Source organism: Nitrospiraceae bacterium, assembly GCA_019637075.1.
GTDB lineage: Bacteria > Nitrospirota > Nitrospiria > Nitrospirales > Nitrospiraceae > JAHBWI01.
Map to the genome: position 1 here is coordinate 320,753 of JAHBWI010000004.1, position 17,678 is coordinate 338,430.

21 protein-coding genes and 2 tRNA genes are annotated in these 17,678 nt (G+C 59.2%); 10 read left to right on the forward strand and 13 right to left on the reverse strand.

Features of this window, described 5'->3' with window-relative positions; genetic code table 11:
• Positions 1 to 16: 16 nt before the first annotated feature.
• From KF814_12755 to KF814_12805, 11 genes are all read right to left on the reverse strand, one after another.
• Complete coding sequence (locus KF814_12755) at positions 17 to 391, reverse strand: PilZ domain-containing protein (protein ID MBX3237016.1); 375 nt, start codon at positions 389 to 391, stop codon at positions 17 to 19.
• 281 nt (positions 392 to 672) lie between these two features.
• The gene (locus KF814_12760) at positions 673 to 873 is read right to left on the reverse strand and encodes a hypothetical protein (GenBank protein ID MBX3237017.1); all 201 of its coding nucleotides are present in this window, start codon (positions 871 to 873) and stop codon (positions 673 to 675) included.
• Positions 874 to 1,255: 382 nt separating this feature from the next.
• Positions 1,256 to 1,633: a hypothetical protein gene (locus KF814_12765; GenBank protein ID MBX3237018.1), complete on the reverse strand. Its 378-nt coding sequence runs from the start codon at positions 1,631 to 1,633 to the stop codon at positions 1,256 to 1,258.
• Between the two features lie 64 nt (positions 1,634 to 1,697).
• A complete protein-coding gene (locus tag KF814_12770) occupies positions 1,698 to 2,894 on the reverse strand; it encodes a glycosyltransferase family 2 protein (protein MBX3237019.1) in 1,197 nt (398 codons plus the stop codon).
• Between the two features lie 99 nt (positions 2,895 to 2,993).
• Positions 2,994 to 3,494 carry a hypothetical protein gene (locus KF814_12775; protein ID MBX3237020.1) on the reverse strand — a complete coding sequence of 167 codons (501 nt, stop codon included), beginning with the start codon at positions 3,492 to 3,494 and terminating at the stop codon, positions 2,994 to 2,996.
• Positions 3,495 to 3,823: 329 nt separating this feature from the next.
• Positions 3,824 to 4,462: a response regulator transcription factor gene (locus tag KF814_12780; protein ID MBX3237021.1), complete on the reverse strand. Its 639-nt coding sequence runs from the start codon at positions 4,460 to 4,462 to the stop codon at positions 3,824 to 3,826.
• Positions 4,459 to 6,552, reverse strand: coding sequence for a PAS domain S-box protein (locus tag KF814_12785; protein MBX3237022.1), 2,094 nt, complete (start codon positions 6,550 to 6,552; stop codon positions 4,459 to 4,461). Before KF814_12785 ends, KF814_12780 begins: the two co-directional genes overlap by 4 nt.
• Before the next feature lie 557 nt (positions 6,553 to 7,109).
• A tRNA-Lys gene (locus KF814_12790) sits at positions 7,110 to 7,185 on the reverse strand.
• Between the two features lie 106 nt (positions 7,186 to 7,291).
• A tRNA-Arg gene (locus KF814_12795) sits at positions 7,292 to 7,367 on the reverse strand.
• 47 nt (positions 7,368 to 7,414) lie between these two features.
• A complete protein-coding gene (locus KF814_12800) occupies positions 7,415 to 8,035 on the reverse strand; it encodes a YkgJ family cysteine cluster protein (protein MBX3237023.1) in 621 nt (206 codons plus the stop codon).
• A gap of 5 nt (positions 8,036 to 8,040) precedes the next feature.
• Positions 8,041 to 8,601 carry a hypothetical protein gene (locus tag KF814_12805; GenBank protein ID MBX3237024.1) on the reverse strand — a complete coding sequence of 187 codons (561 nt, stop codon included), beginning with the start codon at positions 8,599 to 8,601 and terminating at the stop codon, positions 8,041 to 8,043.
• A 286-nt stretch (positions 8,602 to 8,887) separates the two neighbouring features.
• Between KF814_12805 and KF814_12810 the strand changes: the two genes are divergently transcribed.
• Positions 8,888 to 9,175, forward strand: coding sequence for an HU family DNA-binding protein (locus KF814_12810; protein MBX3237025.1), 288 nt, complete (start codon positions 8,888 to 8,890; stop codon positions 9,173 to 9,175).
• A 97-nt stretch (positions 9,176 to 9,272) separates the two neighbouring features.
• Here the strand turns inward: KF814_12810 and KF814_12815 are convergent, their stop codons facing one another.
• Positions 9,273 to 9,545: a MoaD/ThiS family protein gene (locus tag KF814_12815; protein ID MBX3237026.1), complete on the reverse strand. Its 273-nt coding sequence runs from the start codon at positions 9,543 to 9,545 to the stop codon at positions 9,273 to 9,275.
• 96 nt (positions 9,546 to 9,641) lie between these two features.
• On the opposite strand from KF814_12815, the gene KF814_12820 reads away from it, so the two are divergent.
• The 9 genes from KF814_12820 (at position 9,642) to KF814_12860 (ending at position 16,891) form a co-directional block, all read left to right on the forward strand.
• A complete protein-coding gene (locus tag KF814_12820; GenBank protein ID MBX3237027.1) occupies positions 9,642 to 10,028 on the forward strand; it encodes a hypothetical protein in 387 nt (128 codons plus the stop codon).
• A gap of 176 nt (positions 10,029 to 10,204) precedes the next feature.
• Entirely contained in the window at positions 10,205 to 10,756 is a 552-nt protein-coding gene (rfbC, locus tag KF814_12825) for a dTDP-4-dehydrorhamnose 3,5-epimerase (GenBank protein ID MBX3237028.1), read from the forward strand.
• Between the two features lie 105 nt (positions 10,757 to 10,861).
• Complete coding sequence (locus KF814_12830) at positions 10,862 to 11,317, forward strand: transcriptional repressor (protein ID MBX3237029.1); 456 nt, start codon at positions 10,862 to 10,864, stop codon at positions 11,315 to 11,317.
• A 39-nt stretch (positions 11,318 to 11,356) separates the two neighbouring features.
• Positions 11,357 to 11,785 carry a rubrerythrin family protein gene (locus KF814_12835; GenBank protein MBX3237030.1) on the forward strand — a complete coding sequence of 143 codons (429 nt, stop codon included), beginning with the start codon at positions 11,357 to 11,359 and terminating at the stop codon, positions 11,783 to 11,785.
• Between the two features lie 106 nt (positions 11,786 to 11,891).
• Positions 11,892 to 13,163, forward strand: a complete 1,272-nt coding sequence (locus KF814_12840; GenBank protein MBX3237031.1) for a hypothetical protein — start codon at positions 11,892 to 11,894, stop codon at positions 13,161 to 13,163.
• 20 nt (positions 13,164 to 13,183) lie between these two features.
• Entirely contained in the window at positions 13,184 to 13,786 is a 603-nt protein-coding gene (locus KF814_12845) for a DUF3501 family protein (GenBank protein MBX3237032.1), read from the forward strand.
• A gap of 59 nt (positions 13,787 to 13,845) precedes the next feature.
• Complete coding sequence (locus KF814_12850) at positions 13,846 to 14,598, forward strand: 6-carboxytetrahydropterin synthase (GenBank protein ID MBX3237033.1); 753 nt, start codon at positions 13,846 to 13,848, stop codon at positions 14,596 to 14,598.
• A 207-nt stretch (positions 14,599 to 14,805) separates the two neighbouring features.
• Positions 14,806 to 16,137, forward strand: a complete 1,332-nt coding sequence (locus KF814_12855) for a hypothetical protein (GenBank protein ID MBX3237034.1) — start codon at positions 14,806 to 14,808, stop codon at positions 16,135 to 16,137.
• A 1-nt stretch (position 16,138) separates the two neighbouring features.
• Positions 16,139 to 16,891, forward strand: a complete 753-nt coding sequence (locus KF814_12860; GenBank protein MBX3237035.1) for a hypothetical protein — start codon at positions 16,139 to 16,141, stop codon at positions 16,889 to 16,891.
• Here the strand turns inward: KF814_12860 and KF814_12865 are convergent.
• Entirely contained in the window at positions 16,888 to 17,667 is a 780-nt protein-coding gene (locus tag KF814_12865; protein ID MBX3237036.1) for a formylglycine-generating enzyme family protein, read from the reverse strand. The two genes, KF814_12860 and KF814_12865, sit on opposite strands and share 4 nt — an antisense overlap.
• Positions 17,668 to 17,678: the final 11 nt, after the last annotated feature.

Below are 17,678 nucleotides of genomic sequence, written 5' to 3' on the forward strand. Positions count from 1 at the left end.
AAGATTCGGCGGGCAATCAACGGCGGTGATGAACCAAAAACTCATCGAGTCGGGTTCGTTCGGCTTCAGTCAGCCTGAGGAACTCCAGGCCGAAGTACTGTTCACGGACCCACCGCACTGCCGCGAGGTCGATAGCCAGCGCGCTCGCCCCGTCCGCCAGCCACAGTCGAAGCTTTACATAGCTCCCCTGAAGGACGATCCGGTCGCATTCGACGGTACAGCCGTCCCGAGAGATGTTGCGGATAAACCCCTCGCCGATGAAGGGCACTCCGGCAAACATCACCGGGCACAGGACCGGGAGGCGGTCCCAGGCTCGCTGAAAGTGGAGTTTCGTAACGACTCGGTGGCGGATTGTGTCCGGCGCCGCGGGAAAGGAGTGCGATGAATGCATGGGCACAATGTACGATGGCCCGGTTTGGAATCGACATCCCACCTTGGAGGGGCGGGACGCCTGAGGGGATGGGAAGTTTCTGGACAGGGCTCCGTCAATAGCGGCGGCGGTAATAGTCACGCCTGCCGCAGGCTTGGCATCGCCAGGGGTAATGACCAAACAGAGACCATAGCAGGTCCCGAAATCCGCGCCGGGCGGAGCGTCGGATCAGGCCAGGACATGTGGTGCAGGAGGGGTGCATGGCTACCGATGTTATGGGGATTAGGAAGGGGAAACGGATGCTAGAGGATCGCTGCCAACTCCGGTTCGTGAGCCTGCCGGTTCTCCCATCTTTCCTGGAATCGACTCCCCATCCGGTACAACCGAGCCCGGTAGGGCAAGGTCAACAGCCCAAAGGGATCGTGAAGAATATGCGCCACGATACCATGAGGGCAATTCACCACAGTGCTTTCGAGTGCGACCCGTTCGACAGCTTTTCCCATGGCCATTACTCCTGCCACCACACCAACCGGATGAGATAGATGCCAGCCACATAGGTGCCGATGATCATTGCCGCTAGTACCATGATGCTGCCCTCCTTGGCTCAAACTCGCTGGGATCCTGCGAGGCGTTGTGATGTCCCTAGGGAACAGCAACTACCGTACCAAGGGTGGAGTGTGCGACGTGCGAGTCGTAACTGCTTGTTTTTCTGCACCGGATGAAATCGTGGCTCTGTGCGGACAACTCAGCGGCTAAGAAAGTGAGGCCGTTCTGTATCTGATTTGATAAACAGGTGAGTCGAAATAGATAAAGCAAAAATCACACGTTGCGAATCGAGACGCTGATGGGCCGGTCCGTCGAAAGATTAGCCAATAAAGAATTCAGCTATGGTGGGACTCCGTCTTTGGGATCAGTCCATCGGGGTGGGGTTGTGAAGCGGTCCCAGGAAATGACGGAATCCCCTTCAAAATAGACACGGAAGTCGGCTGTGACGCAGGGATCTCGACCGATCGGCGGATAGAGCCAGACTTCGACCTGCGTCTCACCGCGATAATCCTCTTTGCGACACACGGGGTTGCCGAGGGAGAGATAGACTTGGTTCCGCGTCATCCCACGAACCACATGGCCGTGATCGATCGCATGCCGGACGCCGACCGGATAGGAAGGATACTCGTCGCGCATGAGTCGGTGCCGTTCCGACTCACAGGCCTCCGTCAGCAGCAGGAGCGCAAGGATTCCCAGGATGTGGCACCGTGTCGTCATCGTTCGTCGCGGCTGCTTTTTCGACAGACGACCGTCGGCGACAGCGAGCGTTTGATCCACATGCCTACTGAGGCTGACGGAGTGAGCTGACCAGGGTGGTAAGTTTTTTGGGGGAAAACCACGAGGAGGGATTCATCACAATGGAGGTCGCTGCGACAATCCAGGCACGCCGCGGCGATCCGGCTTTCAACCGAATGGCGGCTTGGGCCAACAACTCGCCGAGCAGTCGCCGTTGCGCCAGAAACGACCGTGTGCTCCCGCCTTCGGCCAGTTGATGCTCGATTTCTCTCCAGAACGAGCAGACGGCCTGCTCCGGCGCATCGGATGTGGTCGTAAGGGCTCCTGCCATACGGTGCAGACAACCCAGGAAGCAGGGTTCGTTCACCAACCACGGGGCCGAGGGCAAGATCGAGAGCGTATACCCTTGAGCGGCGGTGACGCCTGCGACCGCCCATCGTTGTCCGATAACGGTCGCAACCACCGCGGCTCTGGCTTTTTGTCGCAGCTGGTCGGTATGCGGAGAGTCTGGTAACCGCGCCAGGGCACCTTCGACGATGCGGGACAGATGTCGCTCATTGTTGCCGTTGACGATGTTGCTATACCACTTCCCGCTTCTGGAAAACCTTCCGCGTGCGACCGGCCCTCCCGACACGAACATCCACTTGGTAACGAGGGCCAAGCGGAGCGCCATGTCGTAATGCTCCATGGTGCGGTGTTGTTCATCGAACCACCCGGCAGCTTCGAAACATTCGCGACGGATGAGCCATGTCGGGGGATGGAGAAAGTCGTCGGTTTGAGTGACAAAGGCTTCGAAGACGTCGCCGGAAGGGCCGGACTCCGGCCACAAGAGCAGCGGAACATCGCTGCCGGTCACGACGCTCTGACCATACAGAGCGCCGACCTGCGGATTGGCTTCGAGCAGCGGGACCTGCACCTGCAATTTCAACGTGAGGAACTCGTCGTCGTCGTCCAGCAGGGCGATGTATTTGCCCGCTGCGCGACGGATACCCTCGTTTCTGGCTCCCGACGCACCACGGTTGGTTAAGAGCCTGACGTACTGTACGGAGGGATACCTTCTGGCAACCTCACCGGTGTTGTCGCTGGAGCAGTCGTCGACGACGATGATTTCAATATCGAACAGGCAGCCGCAGCCCTCTTGCGCGAGCACGGATTCAATGGCTCGCTTGAGGAGCTTCGCTCGGTTATGCGTCGGGATGACGACGCTGACCAATGGCCGAGTCGATGTCCATGTCGTCGGCATAAGGGGGGAATCCATGGAGGACAGCTCCCTGAGTTGGGCTGTACCGTGACCGTCAACGAATCGGCTCTGGTTTGGTTGACTGATCATGAGCGAGACAATCTATGGGTGAGCGGCGGTAATTGACGATGCGGTTGCGCTCGCTTCCTGGGTCGGTTCAGTCGAGCGAAGTAGGTCGCGCTCCGGAGTTGAGCTGCCGAATTGTTTCAGAAAAAGACGTGATCGCTCCCAATGGTTTTGAATTTGCGCGTAGATCTCACCGAGCTCGTCTTGCTGGTCAGGATTCAGATAGTCGTTCAGTTGCACGATGGATCGAGTCACAATGCGCTCAACTTCGGGTTGCTGGCTTAGACGTAACTCCAGGAGTTCCAGGTATGCCTGTCCGACAATCGGTTCTACGGCTGCCTGCTGGCTGTCCGTCAGCGAAAGTTGGCGGGCAAGTTGGTGTGCTGTTTCCGTAAGCCGAGCCGACGATTCCTGCTCCCACCAGTAGTTCTGTAGGGCGCGATGATAGAGATCGTCCGCAAAGGCTCCGACCGAAATTCCTGCCACAAAAACCAAGGCAGCTTGGATTCCCACGGGCGGTTTCAGTTCGGTGCTCACAATCCGTCCATCTATCCGAACGGTTGCAGAAGTCTCGTCTCACCGCACACAGCCTTGGATCAGGGCCTGCCTCAAGAAGTGCTGCTTCTGTGTGTCAAAGGCGTACGATGTACGAGTCAGCCGGCAGAGTCGGAACCTGATCGGGCACTCTGTTCTGCGGCTACTGATTCTCGGAGTATAAGCGTGTCTATCGGCGTGATGGATCAGCGTGGAGACCGTCCGTCGTAGGATCTCCGTTGTATTTTGTGTAGGACTGGCCCTACGCGCGGCGGCCATCGGGGGGAGTTCGGGGTTGCGAATGAGCCTCGGCTGGACAGCAAGCGCCGAGGTCACGCTAAAAGCTGGTGCTCCACGGCATACCGAGCCAGGTCGGCATTCGTCTTGAGATTCAATTTAATGAGAATGCGCGTTCGGTAGGTACTGACGGTCTTCATGCTGAGTGACAGGCGGTCTGCGATCTCCGTCACGGTGCTGCCCCCGGCCAACAGCCGAAAGACGTGGTATTCGCGGTCTGAGAGTGCGGTGTGCGGCGGCTGCTCATTGGCGCCATATTGCTGCAAATGGACGGCGAGGAGTGCGGCGGCTTTCGGTGTAATGTACCGTCCTCCTTGGGAGATTGTTTTGATGGCCTGCACCAACTCCTGGGGAGCGCTTTCTTTGGTCAGGTAGCCGGCTCCTCCGGCGCGCATCACGCGTACCGCAAACTGGTCCTCGGGATGCATGCTTAAGACCAATACCGGCAGGGTGGGGCAGAGCCGTCGAAGTTCATGCAGGGCGTCCAGTCCGCCGCGTCCCGGCATTGTCAGGTCCAGCACGACGATGTCCCATTGGCGTTTTTGTGCGAGTTCAAGGAGTTCGGGAACGGAGGAGACTTCGCCGATCGTGACTCCCGGGAAGGAGTCAGTGAGAATTTGGATTAAGCCCCGACGGAGATACGGATGGTCGTCAGCAAGGATGATGTGCATCATTCACCCAATCCATACAGCGGGATACGGACGGTAACGGTTGTGCCGGAACCGCTGGTTCCTTCAATTGCAAAGTCCCCTCCCTGTTGACGGGCGCGCAGGCGCATCCCAAGGAGTCCAAATCCACGACGCCCGGACCGATCTTGTTCTTGGATCCCGCGTCCGTTGTCCGTGACCCGCAGCGAAAGTTCCTCGTCCGATTCTTCCAGTGCAATGTGCGCGGATGTCGCCTGGGCATGGCGGGCCACATTGGTCAGAATCTCTTGGAGGATTCGGAACAGGGCGGTCGACTGCTCTTTTCCGGCGCCGATTCGATGCGGTCGGATAACGACCTGGCAAGCGATTCCGGTTCGCGTCTGGAAGTCGCTCGCCAGCCATTCCACGGCTGCCGCGAGACCGAGCTCATCCAGGACGCCGGGACGCAACGTCGTGACGAGCTCGCGTACGGACCCAATGGTCGAGCTGATCAACCCGAGGGCGGAATCCAGTCGAGCGTGCGTCGGTCCCATGCGAGCCTGGTCGTTGGAGTCGCCAATCTGTTGGGCGATCCAGGTAAGGTCGAGTTTCAGCGCAGTCAGGGCTTGTCCTAAGACGTCGTGCACTTCCAGCGCGATCCTTGTCCGTTCCTCCTCCCGGACCGACTCCAGCCGAACGGCAAGGGCCTCAAGTTGATTGCGGGATTGGACCAGCTCCTCTCGGGCCCGTTTGCGATCCGTGATATCCATCGAAAGTCCGACAATGCCGACGGGTACGTGCGCCTCATCCCGCAACAGCGTGAGCGACAGCTGCGCGAACCGCACCTCACCGCTCTTGGTCTGCCTACGAACTTCGACCTGAGAGGTACCCGTGGTTTTCACCCGGTCGATAATCTCGTGTTCCAAAAACGCGCGGTCGTCCGAGGGATAAATGAATGAAATGTGCTTGCCGAGGGCTTCGGTGAGAGAATAGCCCAAGGCCTTTTCCGCGCCCTTGTTCCAACTGGTGACTCGTCCGTCGAGATCGACCGTGATGACGGCCTCCTCGATTTGATCGATGATGTCCGCTTGCCGTCGGATGACCGATTCCGCTTGTTTGCGAGCAGTCACGTCGGCCCAGAGTCCCACGATTTCCTGGGGAACGCCGTCCGGCCTACGGATCAACACCGCTTCATCCCGAAACCATCGATACTCGCCAGGACGCGTCTGCCACCGGTATTCCATCGACAGCGTGTTCTCCTGCGGAAGTTTGGCGAACTCCGCCAAGGCTCGTTCCTCGTCCAGGGGATGCAGCCGCGAACTCCACAGCGATGAATCACTGATGAACTCCTGCGGCGAGAACCCGGTCAGGGATTTCACATTGTCGCTTACCCAGAGCGCGCCGAAGTCTTCGGATGCCTTTGCAACATACATGACGATCGGTAATGAGCGCAGGACCAAGTCCTGCGACGCCTGCTTTTCGCGCACTTCCTCTTCGGCGGCCTGTCGGCGCATATGTGTTTGAAGGATGATCAGGCCGCCGCCCCCGGCAAGGAGGAGAATCAGGAAGGCTTTTCCGATGACGAGCACCAGTGCGAGTGAGGCGGCCTGTTTGGCCTGTTGAGACCGTGAACGGATGGCGGCCTCTGCATTATGTCGTAAGGTGTTCAGTACGGACGTGAGTTTGTCCTGATCGCTGATGGCGGCGTGAGGTTCGGTCGTCGCCGAAGGGGATTGAGGTGTCCCAGCCGGCGATGTCTTTTCGGGAACCAAAGGGCGAGTGATCCGCGACTGCATCAAAGTTCGAAGGAGTTGGAATTGGGCCTCCTGGGCAGGGTCGTGACCAAGCCGCTGCGCCAGCAAATCCAAAGACTCCTGCACACGGCGGCCGAACTCACCAACCTGCTCTTCCTGCGGAGCGGGCTGCTTGGCGCTCCGGGTCCGGTGCTGAATCGCCAGGCGATCTGCGAGATCGGCCAAGTGTTCCACTGCCGCAAGTTGCTCGTGTGCCTGGGCCAGACCAGTCTGGCGCTCGGCAAGGTCAACGGTGTTCTGATAGGAGATCACGCTCAGCCCGAGTAGCAGCACCAGGACGAGTGCGACGCCGACGGCAATCGTGGAGTCTCGAGTCAATCTCATGCGTGGCACGATCGCATTCTTGCGGCCGAAGGATGCATGGGCTGTAGTGACCGTTCCGTTTGGCCTGGGCGACTGGGGGCTTTATCGTGGGTTGAGTCCGGTGACGATCTCACGTGATCCGTCTCGCCAATGGTCTTGCTGGGAGTTTTCATTCGTTCGTCGGCGCGCTAGAGAAATCATGGCTATTTTCGTTGGCACTCAACCGATAACGCAGTGCCCTCAGAGGTCGCGGACATTCACGGGCACAATTGCTCACCGCGCCACCGGCACTCGCCAAATCAATCTGATCCTTGCCTCTGTGGCTACGGAAAAACCCGATCCTATGCTTGTTATGGTAGAGGGTTCGATGCGAGCAAGCAAGAGAGGGCCCCGGTCACCTGGAGGGTCGGCTGACTGCCACGACGAGCGGCGACGGATGAAGGATTCCGGTCGAAGAGTGGGATGGGTACGTCAGAGATCGCGAGAGGCCTTGGCACCAAGGCGGCACCAAATCGACAGCCTCGTGATGTTGCAGGTTCAATCGGAAACGGAAGTAGTGGAGAATCTGGAGAAAAGTTTGGTGGGCCGTGTAGGGGTCGAACCTACGGCCCGCTGATTAAGAGTCAGCTGCTCTACCAACTGAGCTAACGGCCCCACCGTAACTGCGTATGTAGGAACGAAAAACGTCAGGCGTGAAATGGATGTGCGGGCATCAAGCTTGGTATTGCCCTTTCACGACTCACGTCTCGCGTGTTGTTTTTGGTGCGCCTGACAGGATTTGAACCTGTGGCCCTCAGCTCCGGAGGCTGATGCTCTATCCACTGAGCTACAGGCGCTCCAGCCGAACAACCCTGCCACATTAGCACAGCATTTCCTGTGCTGTCTAGCGTCCGGTTGCGCGGTCCGGACAAAACGCATAGGGGAGGAGGATTTCCTCACTCATCGCTGGGCGAATCTGTCGGAGGACGTCCAGTGCTTCCCCTTCCAGCCTGGCGATTTCATCTTCCTCGCTTCGGAGTCCGGCAGACAGTCGTGCAATTGGCACGAAGGTTTGGACCGTGCAGGCTCCTTGCACGATCCCATCCGCTTCAGTGGGGACTCCCATCATCCGGCAGGTGATGGGACGGAATGCGTAGACCCCGCAGCTGCCGTCCGCTTGGAGTGCCGGGCAGGGGCGGTCTGCGAATTGTGCGACCAGGCGGTCAATGGTCTGATCTTTCCAGCCATCCAGGCTTGGGTCGGTCCGGAGTTCGGGGTAGGCCTGTTCCAGTTCAGCGACTTGTTCGGCGGCACGGGACTGGATACCGACGCGATGGTCGTCCGGCAAGAGTGTCAAACCGCGTCGCAATTCCAGCATGTCCAACTGCGTGACCGGAAAGGGGCCGATGCAGCAGGAGGAACAGCCCTGTCGGCAAGGAAGCTCATTCCCCAAGGAGACTCGGGCCTGATCGAACCAGTGGTCGGCGAGGGAGAACAGGGAATTTGTGGAGGCGGCGGCCCCCATTGGGATTACTCCTCCATAGCGACGGTCAGGTCCACGATCAATTCGCCCTTGGGGGAGAAGAAGCCCTGGCCGTCGACTTGCACGATGCCGTTACACTGTTCCTGGTAGAACTCCAAAATCCATCCGTTGAAATCGTAACCCTCGTCGGTAATGTCGTCCTGGGCCATCCGCGTCGTCAAGATGAAACGGGCGCGAGTGACGTATTCGCTGGCAATGCTTGCTTCGACGTCATCGAACGCGGCGAGGATGCGGAGGAATTCCTGTTGTTCTTGTTCGTATACATCTTTGAATGTGCCGCGATCTCGCACACAAAAGATTTGAACGGGCTTTCGATCTCTTGCGTATCCGAGCGATACCTGTGTCCAGGCCCACTCGTCGAGCAGCGCTTCATCCATGTCGGGCGGCAAAATCGGGAGCTGGCCCCGTGACTTGAGGAATTCGATCAGCAGTCGAAGCGGGGGGGAGTTCTCTTTCTGGCAAAACACGCGAGAATAGGTCACCGCCTCCGGCGCGGCTGCCTCGGCGGGCTGCGCCGATGCGGGAAGGATAGGAAGTTCTTTGCCCATGGGCGGTCCTCGTATGCTTCAGTGGTACACGTCGAAAGAATCGTAGGGTACTCTACTCTGCGGCACCGGCCTGGCGCAAGGGCGCGCGGGGCGCAGTCCAGCCGCGCCAGATGCGTGTTTTTCCGGTTGACAGCCTATAGGCCTTTCGTTACACTCTCGCCCTGTTTTCGGGCTGAATCCACGAAATCAATGCAGTGTTGCAACTCCACGGCTGCAGGGACGAGCCCATAAGTACGCCACCTCAGTTCACCGTTCACTACTTATCGTCTTTCAAAGGGAGGGACGCATGGCCAAGTCGATGACGAAATCGCAGATTGCTGACCATCTTGCCGGCAAGGCGGGGATTACGAAGAAGACCGCCGTCCAACTGCTGGACGACCTCGCTGCCCTGGCCTACCGCGAGGCCAAGAACGCCTTCGTGGTGCCCGGCATTGGGAAGCTGGTGCTCGCCAATCGGAAGGCGCGCATGGGTCGCAACCCGCAGACGGGTGAGCCGATCAAGATTCCGGCCAAGCGGGTGGTGAAGTTCCGCGTGGCGAAGATGGCCAAAGACTCGATCCTCGGCAAGAAGTAAGCTGTCGGGTCGAATGACGGTGGGGAAAGGGCCGGCGCCCGTGCAGGGGGCCGGCCCTTCCTTTTTCGAGACGATGATGGGTGCGAGACGAGAAAGGTCAGAACGATGGGGCGAGGCCGGTTCCCCCATGCCCATCGTGGCCGACAAAGCGCAATGCGTCCCCGTCCTGTACCATCGAATCCTCGCTGGCAATTCGTTTGTTGATGGTGACGATCACTTTCTTTTCCCGCAAGAGCTGGAGAAGGTGACGCAGCCCCTGGCCCTGCCGCTGAATGACCTGCCGAACGCTCAATGGCGCGGCGAGTTCGCAGGCAAGGTCCCGTTCGCCGTCGGTAGTTTGGAGTTGTCCCATCAAGGTGATCGTAATCATCGGCCGCGGTCCTTTCAGTAAGTCGCTTTATGGTCTGCTGGTCGTGGGGGCGGGTGGTGATTGACTCCCCTGCCCGCTTCTCCCGATAATGTACGTATGCAAACTCTAGATCTCCAACGGCCGGGGATGCCCGACCTCCAGTTCGTGCTGATGGTTACAGCGCTCTGTACATCGGGACTGACCGATATCAACGTGCCGGACGACCTGCGTCGAAAGGTGTTCGACAGTTGCTGGGCTTTGGTCAATACCGATCCTCCCCCCACCGATCCTCGCGAGCGCGTGCTTGATCTGCGATTCGGTACCGAGCTGACCTTGGATGCCATGGTGGTGACGATTCGCAAGGTGTTTGCGGAGGCAGGTGTATCGGTTCTGACGTGGGACCATCCGCCCAGCGACCCGACCAGGCCCAGCACTCCCGAAGCGGCGCCGCTGATCGAGCGGCTTCAGCAGCTGTACCCGCAACCTCCGTCTCCCTCCGAATAAGCCCTCTGCGCAGTGAAGCTCAACCATCTCGGCCGATCCGCTGTCAGTATGGAGGAGGACTCCCGGCCGTTTCAACGGGGGATCCACTCCGACTCGATACAGAAAGGACACTTCCGTCGTCATTCGGAACTCGGTATCATGCGCGCTCGCACGTTTCCCATTGGCGAGGAGGCGCCGTGAAAATCACCCAATTGTCTCTTCCGGGCTTGTTTCAAATCGATCCTGATGTCTTTGAAGATTCGCGAGGCCGCTTCGTCGAAGTATTTCGCGAGCCTCGTTATGAGGAGATCGGAATCGGCAAATCGTTTGTGCAGGACAATCTGTCCTGGTCGGTGAAGGATGTAGTGAGGGGGTTGCACTATCAGCTGTCCAAGCCTCAAGGAAAACTGGTCATGGCCGTCAAGGGGAGGGTGTATGACGTGGCGGTTGATATCAGAAAAGGCTCGCCCACATTCGGTCAGTGGTACGGTACGGAACTGTCCGACACCAACATGCGGCAGCTCTATATTCCGCCGGGGTTTGCCCATGGGTTCTGCGTGTTGAGCGAGGAAGCCGGCTTTCTGTATAAATGTACGGAGCTGTATGCCCCAACCGATGAGCGAGGGATCCTCTGGAACGATCCGGCCCTCGCCATTCCCTGGCCGGTCACGAGACCGCTCCTTTCACCAAAAGATTTGACCTACAAGCGCCTCGCCGACATGACGGACGAGTTGCCGAGTTTCGTCTAAACCACGCTCCATCCGGTAGAGTGAATCCTGCCTCCAGCGCCGGCGGCAGGCTTGCCGTGGTGCTTTGCTTCATGGTATCTAGGAACGATTCCTAGATAGGACTCAATGAATCAGTCAACCCACGTCATCCACGATCAGTTTCGTCGCCAGGGGGTTCGTGTGACCCCGCAACGTGTCGCCATCTACGAGGCGCTGGCATCGACGACGAGCCACCCGACGGCCGATGCGCTCTACCGAACGGTCAAGCAGCGACATCCCATGATGTCCCGCAACACCGTGTACTACACGTTGACGGCGCTGCGAGAGGCGGGACTGATCCAGGAAGTGAACGGTGGGGATGGAGTCGCCCGGTTCGACGCCAATCTCTCCCCGCATCACCATTTGATTTGTCTGGGTTGCAGACGGATCATGGACGTGATGGACGAGCGGCTGAATAGCTTGGCGGTCACCGAGCGTCAGGCACGTGGATTTCGGGTCGTGGGGCATCGAGTGGAGTTTCATGGGTATTGCCCGACATGCCGACAGGCTATGCCGGGCAAGCGTCGCCCAGCCGGGCGATGAGCGGCTTGTATTGAACGATCATTCATGTAAGGAGGACGCATGGGCAAGAGCTTAAAAGGGACCAAGAGCCACGACAATCTGAAGCACGCGTTTGCCGGCGAGTCGCAGGCAAACCGGCGGTATCTCTATTTCGCGCGTCGCGCGGACATCGAGGGATATCCGGATATCGGTGGATTGTTCCGTGATACGTCGGAAGCGGAGACCGGGCATGCGTTCGGGCACTTGGACTTCTTGAAGGAAGTCGGGGATCCGGCGACGGGTATTCCCATCGGCAACACCGAAGCGAATTTGAAATCAGCGATCGAGGGAGAAACCTACGAGTACACCCAGATGTACCCGGGTATGGCTAAGACCGCCCGTGAGGAAGGGTTCTCCGAGTTGGCGGAGTGGTTCGAGACGCTCGCCAAGGCGGAACGCTCGCACGCCAATCGCTTCACCAAGGGGTTGGACAGTTTGAAGCAGAGCTAGAAGCAGCGGTCGGTTTTCAGTGGTCAGCGATCAACGGAAGACGCGTTTGGTTTTCCTGTTGATGGCTGGCTGCTGATGGCCGACAGCGTTGCTGCGCGGACACTCCATGAACGGCCTCAATCTCCTCCAACCGATCGACTCTGCGGCGCTTGAGAAAGAGACGCTGCGGATTTATGACATTTGTGACGGCTGCCGGCGGTGTTTCAACCTCTGCCCCTCCTTCAACACCCTTCTTGACCGCATCGATGACTACGAGAGCGACGTCAGCAAGTTCGCGCCGGCCGATCACGAGCGGGTGGTGGACGAGTGTTACTACTGCAAGCTCTGTTTCAACCACTGCCCCTACACGCCGCCGCACCAATATGCGATCGACTTCCCGTTGTTGATGGTGGTGTGGAAAAAGCATCTGGCTGAGCAACGAGGCACGCGGTGGCGGGATCGTCTGCTGATTCAGACGGATCTGTTGGGCCGGCTCGGCACGTGGTTCGCACCGCTCGTCAATTGGATGTTGGGGCAGGGCTGGGTTCGCGCGCTCATGCAATCGCTGCTGGGGGTGCACCAAGAGCGACAGGTGTTGCGGTACCAACCGGAAACGTTCGCCCGTTGGTGGTCACGCCGCCCGAGTGCTCAATCTGCCCCCGCCAAGCGGAAAGTGGCGTTGTTTGCCAGCTGTCTGGTCAATTACCAGGCGACGGATGTGGGCAAAGCGACGGTTCAGGTTCTGGAAAAGAACGGCGTTGAAGTGATCCTGCCGGAACAGTCCTGCTGCGGAATGCCCTCATTCGATACCGGGGACAGTGCCTCGATGGTGGCAGCGGCCAAACGGAATCTTGCCACCCTGACTCCGTGGGTCGAACAGGGCTATGACGTGGTGGTGCCGGTGCCGAGCTGCAGTTTGATGCTGAAACGCGAATACCCGCAGCTGGTTCCCGGCGAGCAGGCTGGGAAAGTGGCGGCTCGGACGTTCGATGTGTGCGAATATCTGATGAAACTGAAGCGAGACGGCGCGTTAGCGATGGATTTCTCGAAAAGCCCCGGACGGGTTGCCTACCAGATTCCATGCCACTTGCGAGATCAAAACATCGGTTTCAAGTCGAAGGAATTGATGGAGTGCGCGGGTGCCAAAGTCGAAGTGATCGAAAAGTGTTCAGGCCACGACGGGACCTGGTCCGCCAAGACCGAGTTTTTCCCCCTTTCGATGAAGATCGCCCAGAAGGCCGTGCGGGTGATCGAACAGACGCCGGCCGACGTGGTGGCGTCCGATTGCCCTCTCTCGGGGCTGCAACTCGACCAGGCTGGGGCTTCGTCTCATGTCGGTGGCAAGGGGGCGCGGCATCCCATTCAGATCGTGCGCGATGCCTACGGCTTGCCCTCTTGAATCGGTAACGAGGAAGGCGCATGACTGCCAACCTGATTAAGCTCGAAGACGTCATTCCCATTGAGGAATACGAGCGGCAAAGGGAAACCTACCGACAGCGGATCATCGCCTTGAAGCGTCGCCGACGGATTACGGTTGGAGACAAGGTTACGCTGGTGTTTGAAAATCGACAGACCCTCCAGTTTCAAGTGCAGGAAATGATCCGGGTGGAGCGAATTCTCGATCCCGCCAAGGTGCAGGATGAGCTGGACGTGTACAATGCGCTCCTGCCCGAGGATGGGGAGCTGAGCGCAACGTTGCTGATCGAACTGACGGATCCCGACACGATGAAACACTGGCTCGACCTTTTTATGGGGTTGGATCAGGGGGAGACGGTCGGACTTCGTGCCGGCGGAGACATAACGTACGGGCGGTTTGAGGGCGGTCACAGCCATGAGACAAAAATCAGTGCCGTCCATTTCGTCCGCTTCAAGCCGTCCGAACGGATGGTGAAGGCGATCGGCGACCCGGCCGCACGGGTGGCCCTCAGCGTGACGCATCCCGGTTATGAGGCGGAAGCCGACGTGCCCTGGGACATGCGTCAGGAATGGCTCTCCGATCTGCAAGTACGTTGTGCCGGTTGAGTCTGGAATGGTAAGTTGATCAGTCCGCACTGTACGCGTAAACCGTTTGCCCAATAATCATGGCTGCTGTTCTGCTCACCAAACGTATCGAATTCGCCGCCTCCCACCGTTATTGCAAGCCGGAGTGGGATGAGGCGAAGAACCGCGCGGTCTTCGGCGCCTGCTACAATGAGCCGGGCCACGGGCACAACTACATGCTGGAAGTGACGATCGCCGGTGAGGTTGATCGCCGCACCGGTATGGTCATCAACCTCTTTGACCTCAAGCGCATCCTCCTGCAGGTGCTGGAAGAATTCGATCACAAGCATCTCAATCTGGACTTGCCTTACTTTACGAAGCGTATTCCGACCTCTGAGAACATCGCCCGCGTGTTATGGGAAAAGCTGCAGTTCCAACCCGACATCGGCACATTGCACACGGTGCGACTTTATGAGGACGAGGATCTCTGCGCAGACCTCACGGCCGGAGGTGGGTTGGACGCGGCGTCAGTCACGCGGCGCTACTCATTCACGGCGGTTCATGAATCCCATGCCGGGCATACGTGGGACCTGTACGTCACGGTGCATGGCCGAATCGACCCTGAGACCGGCATGGTGACCGATATCGTAGCGCTCGACCGATTGCTCAAGGAGCGGGTCCTGGCCCTGTTCGACGGGCAGGATCTTCGGACTGCCCTCGGCACGCAGGCTATCACCGGCGAATTCTTGGCCAAGACGGTGTGGGATCGGATCGTGTCTTTTGTCCCTGGTGGAGTCCTCCAATCCGTGAGGCTGGTCCGAACACGTGACCTCGCGTATGAATACGCGGGGTAATGGATTCAGTCGGTCGTCCCTAGTCACCCTGCAGATTCTTCCCTAGCCTGGGCAGTTCTTGCCCGGTCCCTCGTATCAGACGCATGCTTTTCCCGCGAACGGCCCGGATTTCCTTGTATCAGCTTGCCCGCGCGCTGGCCTGAAAGTTGAACACGACTAGGAGGCAAGGCAAGACCTTGGTGAAGGGATTTGGGGGAGGACGCAAGCATGACCGGATTCTGGGAATTCCTCAGCCGCGATATCGCATTATTCGGCGGGCTTCACAGCCCGATGTTGAGCTGGCTCGGCTCCTGCGGCCTGGTGGTATTTTTCCTCTGGCATGTGACCAGGCTTACCGTAGGGGTGTCCGGCATCCAACGATGCTATCTGCGGGTGCATCCGACCCTGAGCGCGCTTGCCAAGGCGCGAAAGGGTCTGCAATCCGAGTGGCTGTCGATCGGGGCGCTGAGCGATCCGAAAAAACAGTCCAAGCAGGCGGTCGCCAGGCCCAACCGTATCGATTTGGATGATTTACAAGCTCTGGATGTGGCGGTCAGGCGAGAGCCTCTGTTGGAGCAGGCCTGGCTCCATTTCCGAAAGACGTTTGTCATTGAGCGGACCGCCTGGTTCATTGAACCTCGGGTGTTTGCGACGCGTCCCGCCGCGGAGTTTTTTCCCCGCGACTTGTTGAACAGCAAATTGAATTTGGCCTTCTACCACCAGTTCCCATCCCTCATCACCGGCATCGGTCTGCTGCTGACGTTTTTGGCGATTCTCATCGGGCTCAGCAAGCTCCATGCGGACGGGTCGCAGATCGTCGGGATCCAGGGGTTGATCAACGGACTGGCCGGCAAGTTTCTCACGTCGATCGTCGGCTTGGTTTGTGCCAACCTCTTCGTGCTCCTGGAGAAATCAGCGTTCCACCGTCTGACAACGACCCAGCAGGAGTTCCTCACGATGGTGGATGAACTCTTCCCGCGCAAGACGATGGAACAGATGTTGGAGAATTTCACGCCAGCCGGGCAGGCACAGGCCTCGACGGTGGTGGCCAGCTCGGTCCCGACGGGAGACCTGGCCGAGCGGTTGGCCGGAACGCTCAGCGACCGGTTGACACCGACTGTCTCGGCGCTGCGTGATGCGGTCGAAGGCCTGACCCGCTGGGAGCCGAGCAGTGGAAGCGGAAGCCAGGCGCGCTCGACGGAGGAGCTCACGCGCATCATGCAACAGACCATCGCGGCGCCGATTTTGGAACTGAACCACGCGATTCAGGCGCTGTCGCGGTCGGTGGAGGAACTGAAGCTGGACCGCGAGGGGAAGCCTAGGCCCCATCGCTCGGCGGCTGCTCCGCGTCAGGATGCTCGGAGCTTCGATGAGAGTCGGCGGCCCATGCCGGAGGAAATGGTCACGATGGAGTCGATACAGGCGATGGAGCCGATCGAGTCCGCCGAGCCGGTGGTAGTTGGTCAGGGCGCCGGCGAGCAAGAGGCGGACGAGGGCATGATGGGGTTGCGCTGGTTTGCCAATTGGCGACAGGGGATCGAAGCGAAGGGGGCGGTCTGACATGAAACGACCTCTGCAATCGGAATCGGGGGAAGGGACGTCGGTCCTGACTGTCGGCATCACGGATCTGATGACGTCCCTCGCGGTCATCTTCATCCTCCTGTTTACGGCGTACGTGACGAAAGTGTCGGAAACCGAGTCTCAAGCCAAGGTCCAGGTGCCGGAGCCGGTACCGGAACGGAAAACGGCGCGGGCCATGGCGGAAGACATTAAAGGACAACTTCGGGACCATTTTCAGCGCTTCGACCTCTCGTTGGATGCGGACCCGGCCGATCCGAACGTTCTGCGGATCGTGGTTCCGGAGCAACTGCTGAATTTTGAATTTGGGAAGGGTACGCTCTCGTCCGTGGCCGACCGGTTCCTGGTCGAATCGATGCCGACCTATGCCGGGCTGCTGTGCGGCGCACTCAGGGAAAAAATTGATTCTCTGGTCATCGAGGGCCATACGGACGACCGAGGTTCCGACATCCACAACCTGCGATTGAGCCAAGAGCGGTCGCTCAATGTCATGGTGAAAAGCCTGCAAGTGATCGAAGAGCGAGTACCCTGGGCCTCCCGCTGCTTTCAGGAGAAAACGTCGGCGAGCGGTCGAGGCCGGCAGGACCTTGTGCTGGATGGAGCGCGGATGCCGGATCGGGACAAGAGCCGGCGAGTAGTCTTCAAGATCCGACTCAGGGCCGGCGAAGCCGCGCCGGAGTTGGAACGGATGACGGCAGCCAAACCGATGGCCCACGCCGTGTCGCGCCAGTTCTAATCCGCATTCTTTGCACAACGAAACCCGACATCGTTTCGGCGGGCATTGGGGGCATAGGCAGCACGGTTTGCCGCTCTGATCGCCCGTGAGTCGTTATTCCAAGCCCCTCCTCGCAGAACTCGTAAGGGGCCGGCAGCGGGCCCCGGCGGATTGTTGCGTGGTGCGGATTGGTAATAGGCCTGGTCGTACCAGTCAGCGACCCATTCCCATAGGCTCCCGGCCATATCGTAGACGCCATACGGACTTTTCCCCCGCTCGTAACGGGCGGCCCGTGCGAGCGAGTCGTATCCGACCCACTTGGTTTGCCCTGCATTCACGTGCGCCTTGGTCGGATGTTCTTCACCCCAGGGATAGGTTCGGCCGTCCGTACCTCTTGCGGCCTTCTCCCACTCGGCTTCGGTCGGAAGCCGTCCGCCTCTCCACCGGCAGTATTCCCGGGCATCGAACCAGTCGATCCCGACGACCGGCTTATTCCCGTGGCTGCTCTCCCGCGCCTCGTGCCATTTGAAGGGTGGATCGGCGTGCTCAAGCCTCAGAAAGTCCGCGTACTGTGAAACCGTGACCTCGGTTCGGTCGATGTAAAAACTGTCGAGCGACACCTGATGCATCGGGCGCTCGTCATCTTCTCCCTTATCGCTCCCCATCGTGAAGGCGCCGGATGGAATCAGGACCATCCCGGATCGGCCATCAGGGGGCAGGATATCGGTCTGGGCTTCACTGGTCGAAAGGAACAACGTCAGCAGCAGCGCGAGAGCGTGACGAATTGGCCGGCGCATCGAGTTATTGT